The 11,946-nt window shown below is 69.1% G+C and carries 13 protein-coding genes and 1 other RNA gene; 2 read left to right on the forward strand and 12 right to left on the reverse strand.

Annotated elements, in window-relative coordinates; translation table 11 throughout:
• A partial coding sequence (locus D6682_06325) for a hypothetical protein (GenBank protein ID RMH50709.1) occupies positions 1–732 on the forward strand: 732 nt, incomplete at its 5' end.
• A complete protein-coding gene (mdh, locus tag D6682_06330) occupies positions 729–1,685 on the forward strand; it encodes a malate dehydrogenase (protein ID RMH50710.1) in 957 nt (318 codons plus the stop codon). The genes D6682_06325 and mdh, both read left to right, overlap by 4 nt.
• Here the strand turns inward: mdh and D6682_06335 are convergent.
• The 12 genes from D6682_06335 to D6682_06390 all read right to left on the reverse strand — a co-directional run bounded on the left by D6682_06335 (position 1,682) and on the right by D6682_06390 (position 11,908).
• Positions 1,682–3,709, reverse strand: coding sequence for a protein BatD (locus tag D6682_06335; GenBank protein ID RMH50711.1), 2,028 nt, complete (start codon positions 3,707–3,709; stop codon positions 1,682–1,684). The two genes, mdh and D6682_06335, sit on opposite strands and share 4 nt — an antisense overlap.
• Complete coding sequence (locus D6682_06340; GenBank protein ID RMH50712.1) at positions 3,561–4,313, reverse strand: hypothetical protein; 753 nt, start codon at positions 4,311–4,313, stop codon at positions 3,561–3,563. Before D6682_06340 ends, D6682_06335 begins: the two co-directional genes overlap by 149 nt.
• A gap of 49 nt (positions 4,314–4,362) precedes the next feature.
• Positions 4,363–4,920 (reverse strand): thioredoxin family protein, encoded by a 558-nt coding sequence (locus D6682_06345; protein ID RMH50713.1) that lies wholly within the window; start codon positions 4,918–4,920, stop codon positions 4,363–4,365.
• A 337-nt stretch (positions 4,921–5,257) separates the two neighbouring features.
• Positions 5,258–8,050, reverse strand: coding sequence for an isoleucine--tRNA ligase (locus D6682_06350; protein RMH50714.1), 2,793 nt, complete (start codon positions 8,048–8,050; stop codon positions 5,258–5,260).
• A 128-nt stretch (positions 8,051–8,178) separates the two neighbouring features.
• Entirely contained in the window at positions 8,179–8,757 is a 579-nt protein-coding gene (locus D6682_06355) for a TlpA family protein disulfide reductase (protein ID RMH50715.1), read from the reverse strand.
• Positions 8,732–8,923 carry a hypothetical protein gene (locus tag D6682_06360; protein ID RMH50716.1) on the reverse strand — a complete coding sequence of 64 codons (192 nt, stop codon included), beginning with the start codon at positions 8,921–8,923 and terminating at the stop codon, positions 8,732–8,734. Before D6682_06360 ends, D6682_06355 begins: the two co-directional genes overlap by 26 nt.
• Before the next feature lie 227 nt (positions 8,924–9,150).
• Complete coding sequence (locus D6682_06365; protein RMH50721.1) at positions 9,151–9,933, reverse strand: YmdB family metallophosphoesterase; 783 nt, start codon at positions 9,931–9,933, stop codon at positions 9,151–9,153.
• Complete coding sequence (locus D6682_06370) at positions 9,933–10,655, reverse strand: 5-formyltetrahydrofolate cyclo-ligase (GenBank protein ID RMH50717.1); 723 nt, start codon at positions 10,653–10,655, stop codon at positions 9,933–9,935. The genes D6682_06365 and D6682_06370 overlap by 1 nt, the downstream gene beginning before the upstream one ends.
• Before the next feature lie 24 nt (positions 10,656–10,679).
• Positions 10,680–10,861: non-coding RNA, 6S RNA (gene ssrS / locus D6682_06375), on the reverse strand.
• The gene (zapA, locus tag D6682_06380) at positions 10,847–11,239 is read right to left on the reverse strand and encodes a cell division protein ZapA (GenBank protein RMH50718.1); all 393 of its coding nucleotides are present in this window, start codon (positions 11,237–11,239) and stop codon (positions 10,847–10,849) included. Before zapA ends, ssrS begins: the two co-directional genes overlap by 15 nt.
• Positions 11,175–11,480 carry a hypothetical protein gene (locus D6682_06385; GenBank protein ID RMH50719.1) on the reverse strand — a complete coding sequence of 102 codons (306 nt, stop codon included), beginning with the start codon at positions 11,478–11,480 and terminating at the stop codon, positions 11,175–11,177. Before D6682_06385 ends, zapA begins: the two co-directional genes overlap by 65 nt.
• Positions 11,477–11,908 (reverse strand): hypothetical protein, encoded by a 432-nt coding sequence (locus D6682_06390; protein ID RMH50720.1) that lies wholly within the window; start codon positions 11,906–11,908, stop codon positions 11,477–11,479. Before D6682_06390 ends, D6682_06385 begins: the two co-directional genes overlap by 4 nt.
• Positions 11,909–11,946: the final 38 nt, after the last annotated feature.

Here is an 11,946-nt window from a genome sequence, read left to right on the forward strand (position 1 = left end):
AGCAAGGGCGGCGGCCTGTCGTCGATGCTCGGTGGGCTGGGGGGGCTCGCCTCCATGGCCGGCATCTCGCTGCCCGGCGGCGGCAGCGCCGAGCAGAACCTCGCCGTCCTCAAATCGCGTGCGTTCCTCTGGCGGTTCATCCAGGACAACAAGCTGATGCCGATCCTCTTTGCCGACCGGCTCGATGCCAGCGGCAAGCACTGGAAGGAGTCCGATCCGGAGAAGCAGCCGACACTGTGGGACGGCTACCGGCTCTTCACCAAGTCGATCATGGAGGCGGAGGCCGACAAGAAGAGCGGGCTGGTCACCGTCTCGGTCGAATGGACCGACCCGGCGCTCGCCGCCCGATGGGCCAACGATCTGGTGGCGCGGCTCAACACATTCCTGCGCGATCAGGCGATCGCCCGCAGCCGAGCCAACCTCAAATACCTCCGCCGGGAACTGGAACGCACCTCGGTCGCCGACATGCGCAAAACGCTGTTCGAGCTGATCGCAAGCGAGCAGAAGAAGGCGATGCTGGCCAACACCCAGAAACAGTTCGCCTTCCGCATCCTCGACCCGGCCACGCCGCCGGACAAAAAGAGCAAGCCCAAGCGAGCCCTAATCGTCCTCCTCTCCGCCCTTGTCGCCGGCTTCCTGTCGGTAATCTTCGTCTTCATCCGCGAGGGAATCGAGCGTCGCCGGGCCGAGGAGCAGGCCACCGAAACAGACGCACAAGGAGGGGCCGCATGAGCCATCGCTACTTCCCCCGCCGCAAGCTGACCGTGGTCGGCTCGGGCAATGTGGGGGCCACCGCCGCCTTCCTCGCCGCCCACAAGGAGCTGGGCGACGTGGTGCTGCTCGATGTGGTCGACGGCGTACCGCAGGGCAAGGCGCTGGACATGGACGAGGCCGCGCCGATCCTGGGCTACGACGTCCGCATCACCGGCACCCAGGAGTATGCCGAGACCGCCGGCTCCGACCTGGTGATCATCACCGCCGGCGTCGCGCGCAGGCCGGGCATGAGTCGGGAGGATCTGCTCTCGACCAATGTACGCATCGTCGCCGATGTGACGCGCAAGATCGTGGCCCACTCGCCCGACTGCATCATCCTGGTGGTGACCAACCCGCTCGACGCCATGGTCTACACCGCCCACAAGGTCTCCGGCTTTCCGCGCGAGCGGGTGCTGGGCATGGCCGGCGTGCTCGACGCCGCCCGCATGCGCGCCTTCATCGCCGAGCGGCTGCAGGTCTCGATCGGCGTGGTCTCCGCGCTGGTCCTCGGCGGCCATGGCGACACCATGGTGCCGCTGCCGCGCTACTCGACCGTGGCCGGCGTGCCGATCACCCAGCTGCTGCCCGAAACGGAGATCACGGCGATCTGCCGGCGCACCGCGCAGGGCGGCGCGGAGATCGTCAAGCTGCTCAAGACCGGCTCGGCCTTCTACGCCCCGGGGGCGGCGGTGGTCGAGATGGCCGAGGCGATCCTGCGCGACAAACACCGCGTGCTCCCCTGCGCCGCCCGGCTGGAGGGAGAGTACGGCATCGACGGCTACTACATGGGGGTGCCGTGCAAGCTGGGCGGCAGCGGGCTGGAATCGGTGCTGGAGCTGGAGCTCCATCCCGATGAGGAGGCGGCGCTGCGCCGCTCCCTGGAATCGGTACGCAAACAGATCGCCGAGGTGGAGGCGCTCGGCGTGGTCTAATCCAGGCTGTTGACCACCGCCGGATCGTCCCGATAGAGCGGTGGCAGCGGCGCATCCCCCCCCTTCTTCATCCCATCGAGTGCCGCGCAGGCGGCGGCAAAGGCGGCGCGCAGCCCGTCGGCCCGCCAGGAGCCATCCTCGCCTTCTGCTCCGTAGCGGTGGCGGTGCAGCGCCTCGATCTCCCGGGTCAGCTCGGGCACGCGCTCGGACGGATCCACCCCACGGGCGCGCCACCAGCGGCGCCAGGCGGCCAGATCGGCGACCAGCGACGCCGCATCGCCACGATCCAGTGCGCGCTCGATCCTGCGACGCAACACCGCCTCTCCATCCGCCGGCGCGACCACCTCGGGCGCCTCCCCGGCCGATCCCTCGACCAACCGCCGGCGGGTGCGCCACCACAGCCCGAGTGTCCCCAGCCAGGCGAGGGCGAAGAGGAGTGCCGCTGCCTGCCACCGACGGAGCCTTCCTGCCGCACCGTTCGCACCGCGGGGATGCCCCACACTGCCGGCGGCCGCCTGGGCCTTAGCCGGCTGCTCCCCCTGCTGCTGCTGTGCATGGCCGGCCGGCGTGACCGCCGTGGAAGGCGATGCACCGGCCGCCGCCGTTGTTCCCGCCCCGCCCCCGACGGCCGCAGGAGTGCCGACCACATGAATCGTGCGCTCCGGCAGGCGGGCGTGCTCCACCCGTTGCGCATCGCTGTTCCACCAGGCGATGTCGATCGCCGGCAGGGTGAAGTCGCCGCCGTGCAGCGGGATGATCGCCTCCTTGTCGCGCCGCGTGCCGCGCACCCCGTCGGCCCCCTTGGCGTCGCTGGTCTGCGGCTGATCGGGGTAGCGCTTGAGGCCACCGGGCAGCGGATCGCCGAGCAGCTGCGGCAGCTGGGCCGCGGTCAGTCCGTCGGCGTGCAGCGTCACGCTGCGGGTGATCGGCTCGCCCACCCGGTAGGGGCCGTCGGAGAGGTGCTGCTCCAGGGTCACCGCCCGCGCCGGCAGCCACGCGCCCCCCGGCCATGTCGCCGGAATCCCCTCCACCGTCACCGTCACCGGGTTGGAGAAACGGCGCACCACCTGCCCAAGGCTGTTGAAGGGGTCGAACAGCGACATGCCACCGACACCGATCCGGCCATCGAGCCGCAGCGGCGGTACGGTCAGCTTGCCGCGCTGCTGCGGAAATATGGCGTAACGTCGCTCGGTGACCAGATAGCGGCGCCCGCCGCGCACCGTCTGGTAGCTGCGATCCTCCCCCAACCGCACCACCACGGCATGGGGCACGTCGGGTTCGCTCAACTGCGCCTGACTCAGGTTGACGGCACGGAAGATGCGCACGGTGTAGAGCAACTGCTGCTGCACCCGTACCTGCCGCGGCTGCACCGCCGCCTCGACGAACAGCGGCCGATCCTGCTGTGCCGCCGCAGCCCCTCCACCGGTACCGCCCCGGCCGTTGGGCGCAGACGGGCTGCTTCCCGGCGGCAGCACGGTCAGGGTGAGCGCATTGCTGCGCGCGCCACCGACGGCGATCGGGGGAATGGTCAACTTGCCGCTGTGTTTGGGCATCAGGGTCAGCTGCCAGCTTTTGCTGCTGGTGACGCGGCCGTTGACGAAACGGAACTGACTGCTCTGGCTGCGCGCCAGGATATCGAAGTCGCGCTCCAGCGGGGTGAAATCGGGATCTCCGTCGCCGCCGTCGCTGCTCAAGGTCAACTGCACCGAGTCACCGGCGGCGACCGTGGTGTGATCGAGCGAGGCGAGCACCGCCGCCCCGGCGGGCACGGCAAAGAGCAGGGCCGCCGCCAACGCCAGCAGCGAGAGGGCCCCCGCCCGGATCACCGCTTCGACGACGCCTCCCGTCGACGTCAGTACCCGGCTCCCCCGCCGATCAGAAGCGGGCGAAGCCTCCGACGTAGGGGCCGGCGAAACGCAGATCGGTGAAGCTGCTGCTGGTATCGACCTTGAGCTTGATGTAGTGGTAGCCGCCGTAGATGCCGACCATCGGCAGGGGGGAGAACTCGAGCTGGCCGTCGGCATCGAGGTAACTCCCCTTGCCGCCCACCTTGAGGTAGCCGACGCGACCGACCAGACCGAGGAAATCGGCCAGCGCCACCCGGCCGCGCAGACCGATGGTCGGGATCGGAGCGGTGGCCGAGCTCTCCGCGGTGATCCCGCCACCGCGCATCGACCCCTTCACCTGGTTGATCTTGACGGTGAACTCCACCCCCAACTGCAGCCGGCTGGGAAGATCGTCCATGTTGACGAAGAAGTAGGTATAGCCGATGTCGTACATGGTATCCTTCAGGCTGGAGTCGACCGCCGTACCGACAGGGAAGCTCTTGCCGCCGTAGGTCACCTGCTGCGACAAGGTCCCGTGACCGCTGAAGGAGATCGGCAACAGATCGAGCGACAGCCGGTGGTCGCCGAACTGCAGCACCGCCTCCGCCGTCAGGCCGTTGCTGTTGCCCATGCCGAGCAGTGTGTCGACATCCATACGGCTGGCTGAAGCGACGTTGCTCGATGCGAACGTCCCGGCCGGATTGAGGTTGGCGTAGCCCAGTTTGAGTGCGAGCGTCTCGTCCGCCCGCGCCGCCGACACACCAGCCGCCGCCGGCAACACCGCCACCGCCACGGCGATCATCCACCTCATCGCCGCTCCTCGACGCGCAACAGCTCCGTCCGCCAGCATGCTACTCCTCCTCCCGCCACTTGATGGAACAGCCGATGGTCGGGTGCTGCGGCTGCGGCGCCGGCCGACCGGCGACCATCGCCTCCGCCGCCTCCAGCAGCTCCTGCCGGGTCACCTTGGCCTCATCCTTCCAGTAGTCGTCGATCCGGCCGTGGTAGTAGAGCCGGCCGTCGCGGTCGAAGAGGTAGATATCCGGGGTGCATTGCGCATCGAAGCGCCGGGCCACCTGCTGGGTGGGATCGGCCAGATAGGGGAAGTCGATCCCCCACTCCGCGATCTTCTCCCGCATCGCCGGGATCGAGTCTTCCGGATAGTCGGGGTGGATGTTGGGGTTGATCGCCACCGTGGCGATGCCCATCTCTCGTAGGGTGGCCGCATGGCGGATCAACCTCGGCCAGACGGCCTGCGCGTAGGGACAATGGTTGCAGGTGAAGGCGACGAGCAGCCCCTGCGCGCCGCGCAGCCCCTCCAGCTCCACCGCATTGCCGTCGACATCCTGCAGCCGCGCCGACGGCAGCGGCCAGCCGGGCTCCACATGGATCGATGCCACCAGTGCCATATTGCCCCCATCGCAACACGCCCCTCCATGGACGTTTCGCCCGTACACTCCGTCGGTTGCCAGGGCAGCCCCCTCCGGATCTACGCGACCTTCCTGGCCGCGGATGCCGCCCTCCCGCCGCCCCCCCTTCCGGAAGAGCGGCGCGCGCGGATTCCGTCGCAGAACGGCCATCCCCTACCGCAGTGACGGCCTCCCTGCGAGGCCACCATTCGGGATGGATCGAATCCCGCACCACCGGCCGGATCGTGTCAAGGGCAGGAGCGGCATCGCGATGCATCCGCACCGCATGCCCGGGCGGAATCGAAACGGAGCGGGCCGATGCGGGCGTTGCCGGCGCTCAATCGACGGCGGTCACCAGCGAAAAACAGCGCGGACAGAGCGCGCCGTGGACCGGGTGATCGGGACGGGCCGGCGCGCCCACCATCCAGCAGCGCGGGCACTTCACCCCCACGGCCGGCGCGACGCTCAGCGCATCGCCCTCCTCCACCCGCGCGACGATCAGCAGCTGCTCCGCCGGCTCGCCCAGTCGCCCCAGCAGCGCCAGATCGGCGGCGGGCAGGGTGACCCGCGCGGCGATCGAGGCGGCGATCCGCTTCTCCTTGCGCGCCTGATCGAGCAGCGTGTTGACCTGCTCACGCAGCGCGAAGAAGCGCTCCCACGCCGCTTCGTCCACCGCCGGCGCATCGGCCTCGGCGAAGCAGTGGAGATGGACGCTGTCGCCGTCATAACCGGGCAGATGGCCCCACGCCTCTTCGGCGGTGAAGGGAAGCAGCGGCGCGATCAGCCGGATGAGGGCATCGGCGATGCGGTAGAGGGTGGCGCGGGCCGAGCGGCGGCGCGGCGCATCGGCGGCATCACAGTAGAGCCGATCCTTGATCACATCGAGGTAGAAACCGCCCATCTCCACCGCACAGAACTGCTGCAGCCGCTGGGCGATGCGGTGAAAGGCATAGCGGTTGTAATCCGCAACCACCGCGCGGTTGAGCGAGGCCAGCCGGTGGCGCGCCCAACGATCGAGCGGCGTGCAGTCGCCGTCCGCCACATCGTCGCGCGCCGGGTCGAAGCCGGCCAGGTTGCCCAGCATGAAGCGCAGCGTGTTGCGCAGCCGGCGGTAGCCCTCGGCGCGCTGCTTGAGGATGGCATCGGAGATGCGGATGTCGCCGGAATAGTCCTCGCTGGCCACCCACAGCCGCAGGATGTCGGCGCCGTACTGGCGGATCACCTTCTGCGGCGCGACCACATTGCCGCGCGACTTGGACATCTTGTTGCCCGCCCCGTCAACAACAAAGCCGTGGGTCAGCACCCCCTTGAACGGCGCCGCCCCCCGGGTGCCGACCGCCTCGAGCAGCGACGACTGGAACCAGCCGCGATGCTGGTCGGAACCCTCGAGGTAGAGGTCGGCGGGAGCAGAGAGCTCCTCGCGCCGCTCCAGCACGCAGGCGTGGGTGGAGCCGGAATCGAACCAGACATCGAGAATGTCGCGCTCCTGGATGAAGGCGTCGCCACCGCAGTCGGGGCAGCGCGCCCCCCGCGGCAGAAAATCCTCCACCCCGCGCCGGAACCAGACATCGGCCCCCTCGCGCGCCACCGCCCGCGCCACCTGCTCGATCACCTCCGGCGTGGTCACCTTGTGCGAGCCGCAATCGGCACAACGGATGACGGTGATCGGCACCCCCCATTTGCGCTGGCGCGAGACACACCAGTCCGGCCGCCCCTCGACCATGGCGCGGATGCGGTTCTCGCCCCAGGCCGGCGTCCACGCCACCCGGTCGATGGCGGCCAGCGCCTTCTCCCGCAGGCCGTTGGCCTCCATCGAAATGAACCACTGCGCGGTGGCGCGGAAGATCAGCGGCTGGTGGCAGCGCCAGCAGTGGGGGTAGCTGTGGTCGATCGGCGCCTGATGGAGCAGCGCGCCCACCTGCTGCAGATGCTCGACCACCACCGCATCGGCCTTGCGCACATGCAATCCTCCGACCAGCGGCGTATCGGCGGCGAAGATGCCGTGGTCGTCCACCGGGTTGAACGGCTCCAGCCCGTAGCGGCGGCCGACGATGTAGTCCTCCTGGCCGTGGCCGGGGGCGGTGTGGACCGCGCCGGTACCGGCATCGAGGGTGACATGGTCGCCGAGCAGGATCGGCGCATCCTGATCGAGCCAGGGGTGGCGGAAGCGCCGCCCCTCCAGCGCCGCGCCGGGGAAGCGAGCGGCAATCTCCGCAGTTGCGCCGAGTGCGTCGAGCGTCTCCTCCGCCAGCGCCTCGGCGACGATGAGCAGCTCGCCGGCGGCGAGCGCACCGCCCTCGCCGGGGTCGATGATGCGCAGCGCCGCATAGTCGATGGCTGGGCCGAGGCAGACGGCCAGATTGGCCGGAAGGGTCCACGGCGTGGTGGTCCAGATGACCACCGAGACCGCACCGGTCAGTGCCGGATCGACATCCTCCAGCGACTCGGCGGCGCGGAAACGGACATAGATCGCCGTCGAAGTATGCTGCTCGTACTCCACCTCCGCCTCGGCCAGCGCGGTGGTGCAGGAGAGACACCAGTGGACCGGCTTGGCGCCGCGGTAGAGCCCGCCGTTGTGCAGAAAGCGGCCCAGTTCGCGCACCGTGTCGGCCTCGAAGGCGTAATCCATGGTGATGTAGGGGTGCTCCCAGTCGCCGAGCACCCCAAGCCGCCGGAACTCCTCCTTCTGCACGGCGATCTGACTTGCGGCATAGTCGCGGCAGGCGGCGCGGAACCCGGAGGGATCGACCTCCTCCGGCCGCCGTCTCTTCTTCTTGAACCGCTCCTCGACCTTGAGCTCGATCGGCAGGCCGTGGCAGTCCCACCCCGGGATGTAGGGGGCATCGAACCCCTGCATCGACCTGGCGCGGACGATCACGTCCTTGAGCACCTTGTTGACCGCGTGGCCGATGTGGATGTTGCCGTTGGCATACGGCGGACCATCGTGGAGGACGAACTTCGGCGCACCCGCGCGGGCGGCGCGCAACCGGCGGTAGAGCCCCTCCTCCTCCCAGCGGCGGAGCAACTCCGGCTCGCGGTCGGGCAGGTTGGCCCGCATCGGGAAGTCGGTCCGCGGCAGGAAGACGGTGGCGCGGTAGTCGAAGGATTCGGAATCGGTGGAACGGCTCATGGACGGGCAAGAACTCCGGCTGGGATTACTCCGGCTGGGATTCCGGCGGAGCAGCCGCCGGGCCGGCGCAATCTACCGCTGCGGCGGGTGGCTGTCCTGCAGCGCGAAGCGCGCTCTACGCATCATGCTCACGAATCCTCCGGCAGGGTGCCGTGCTCGGCGATGTAGTGCAGCGCCCGCACCGTTTCCTCGGCGTTCCACGGGTAGCCGCCGATCACCCGCGCCACCACCGTGCCCTGGCGATTGAGAATGAAGGTTTCCGGATATTTGAAGACGGTGAGCCGGTCGGCGGCGATCGCCCGCCCGCCCGGATCCCAGAAAACCGGGAAGCTGACCCCGTGCCGTTCGATGAACTGCTGCAACTGCTGCAGACTCTCGTCCACCGACAGGCCGACCACCGCGAAATCCTTCCGCGGCAGCCGCTTGCTCAGGGCGATGAGGTCGGGCATCTCCTTGCGGCAGGGCGGGCACCAGGTGGCCCAGACATTGAACACCACCACCTTGCCGCGCAGCAGCGTGCCGCTGTCGACCACGCCACCGGAGAGGTCGCGCATGACCAGCGCGGGGAAGTCCATCCCCTGCTCCAGCCGCGAGGCCGGCGCGCCGCCGCCACCGCCGGAGAAGCATCCGGCAAGCGAAACAAGCAGCAGCAATCCGGTCAACCATCCGTATGGCATCGACTCACCTTCCTCTGCGGCGAACCACATCGCGCACCATCCAGCCGATCGCGGCCAGCGCCAACAGCTCCACCACGGCGATGGCCGCGATCTCGCTCTCCTCGCTGACCATGCCGCCGATGAAGATGTGGACGCTGTAGCCGAAGATGAACAGCGCCCCCAGGCCGCTGATCGCATAGACCAGAATCTCTCTCATCGCCGCTCCATGATGATGGTTTCGCAAGAAACTATCATCGCGACCATGGAGGGTCGCGCAAATCCGGAGGTTTCAGCCGCAACCGACGGATTTGTAATGGGATCGAAGACCGCGCGCTTCGATCCCCGTCAAGCAACAAGTCCACGGACGGACTTTTTGCGATTCCATCATGATCACACCGCAACAATCGATGAGCGCGCTCTTCGATTGCCTCACAAATCAAGGCGTCAGCCGCCCAGCTGGTCGGCGCCTACCCGGATCCGCTCGATGGCGCAGGCGCGCCGGGTCTCCGGATCGACGCAAAGCAAGGTGGCGCGGATCTCGCCGCCGCGCTCCACCGGCTCGAAGCGGCCGGGCAGCCGCTGGATCATCCGCTTGAGCGCGGTCTCCACCTTCATGCCGATCACCGACTGGTAGGAGCCGGTCATGCCGACATCGCTCTGCACCGCCGTCCCGCCGGGCAGGATGCGCTCGTCGCAGGTCGGCACATGGGTGTGGGTGCCGTAGACGCAGGAGACCCGCCCGTCGAGATACCAGCCCATGCCCATCTTCTCGCTGGTCGCCTCGGCGTGGATGTCGACCAGAATGGCGTTCAGGTCGCGCGGCAGCTCCTCCAGCACCCGGTCGGCGGTGAGAAACGGGCAGGCCCAGCCGCCCATGAAGGTCTGACCGATCAGGTTGACCACCGCGATGCGATAGCCGGCGGCGCTCTCGCGCACCGTCCAGCCGCGACCGGGGGCGAAGCTGGTGAAGTTGGCCGGCCGGACGAAGCGGGGATCCCGGTCGATCAACTGGAGAAACTCCTTCTGATCCCAGCAGTGGTTGCCGTTGGTCAGCACGTCGACGCCGTAGCGGAACAGCTCGTCGGCGCACTTTCCGGTCAGGCCGAAACCGGCGGCGAGGTTCTCGCCGTTGGCCACGACGAAGTCGATCATGTGGCGGTCGATCAACCCCGGCAGGCCGAGGCGCAGCGCCCGGCGCCCCGCCTTGCCGATCACATCGCCGATGATCAGGATCCTGAGCGGCACGCGATCGCCTCCTTCTCGGTGAAGATCCACTCCAGCGGCTGGTCATGCGGCTCCATCGGCACACAATCGCACTCCTGGCAGGAGAAGGCCAGCCCGACCACCGCCGCGAGGTGGGGGCGGTGCGCCGCCAGCCAGCGGTCGAAACAGCCCTGGCCCATACCGATGCGACCGCCTGCCCGGTCGAAGGCGGTCAACGGCGCTGCCAGCACGCTCTCCACCCCGGTCGACGGGCGCCACATCCGCGCCCCCGCCGGCTCCAGCACGCCGAAACGACCCCGACGCCATCCAGCCCCCGGCCCTGCCTCCACCCAGACCATCTCCTCCCCATCGGCGGCCAGCCGCGGCGCGAAGATCCGGTCGGCGGGGGGCGTGCGGAAGAGGGCGGAGGTCTCCACCTCATCAGGCAAGGCTCGGTAGAGCAGCAGTTCGAGCGGTCGCGAACGCCCGGCCAACCAGGCGCGCAGCCGATCGACCACCGCCTCCGACGCCGCCGCACGAACCTCGGGGGCAAGCCGCGCCCGCCGCCTCCGCCCCCAGGCGCGCAGCCGCGGTTTGGCGGCACCCTCCCGCTCCGGGCGCTCCGTCACGACGCAGCGCCCGGCGGCGAAAGACCGCACGAGGAACCAGAGAAGGGAATCGGAAGCGAGGAGAAAGGCCGCCGCGCCGGCGAAGGGCGCGGCGGCTTGCGAAGGAGGAGGAGACAATGGATCGTACCGGCGCTGTGGATGTGCGCCCCCGCGTTGTCGGCTCCGGCACAAAAGTTGTCGAACCCTGGTAGTCCAAGGTGGGTGCCGCACTCTGGGATCAGGAATCCCGAACCGGCGGGATTCACACACCCAAAATAGTCGAGCCCCCGTTCGACTGGTATCGGCTCTGGCAACATGGTGGCCCGCGATCAACGCAGGGGCGCGTCCGCAAGCGCTCCTGAGAGCGACTCTAGCCGTTCCAACGCTGATGTCAACCCCCTGCTCCCCTCCTGCAGGGCGCGCTCGGTCCGGATCAGATCCTCGGCCAGGTTGAGCGCGGCGAGCAGCGCCAGCCGCTCACCGCCGACCACCGCCCCGGCCCGACGCAACTCGTCGATTTTCTGCTGCACCCGCGCCGCCGACGCCTCGACCAGCGCCGGGTCGTCGCGTGTGACCACCCGCTCGGTCCGATTGAGCAGCCGCACCTCCACCGTATGGGTCACGACCTCATCACTCCTCTTCCTCTTCGGCCGGCTCCTACCGGGGCTCCGGCTCCTCCGGCGGAAGCTCGGCCAGCACCGTATCGATCTGTTCGAGCGCATCGTCGACCGTACCGCGCAACCGCTCCCGCTCCTCCTCCAGCCGCTCCAGCCGCTGTTCCAACAGCGTGCACCGCTCCCTGCGCTCGGCCAGCTCCGCTTCGCAGCGCGCCAGCCGGTCGCGCAGCTGCCGGTTCTCGCCGATCAGCCGCTCCATGTGGCGGCGGATGGTCAGCAAGTGGGCATGGATCGCCTCCACCTGCCGCTGGCTGCGCAAGAGCGCCTGTGGCTGCAGCCCGCTCATGCCCCGCCCGCCAACAGGGATGGGAGCGCCGCCCGGAACGAAGGGTAGCGCAGACGCGGCAGCAACTCGCGGTGGAGTAGCCGGTTGGAGACCCGCCGATTGGCCCGGAAGAAGGCCAAATAGTCGGGAGAGAGGCGCCGGCGCGCCTCCTCCGGCGCAAGCACCAGCGGATCGGGCGCACCGGCGGCCCGCGCCAGCGCACGGACGTAGTCGGCGTGCGGCGACGGCAGATCGTCGGTCAGGTTGACCACCCGCCCGGGGCGCGGCCGGGCGATCGCCGCGACCACCCCCTCGACCAGATCGTCGACATGGATCCGGTTGGCATAGCGCGGCGGATCCCACGCCACCGCCACATAGCCGCCCCGCCGCAGCCGCTCGATCAGGTTGCGCCCCGGGCCGTAGATGCCGCTGATGCGGAAGAGTTCCACCGGCGCGCCGCTGCCGCGCCAAGCGCGCTCCGCCTCCA

This window comes from Zetaproteobacteria bacterium (assembly GCA_003696765.1).
GTDB lineage: Bacteria > Pseudomonadota > Zetaproteobacteria > Mariprofundales > J009 > RFFX01.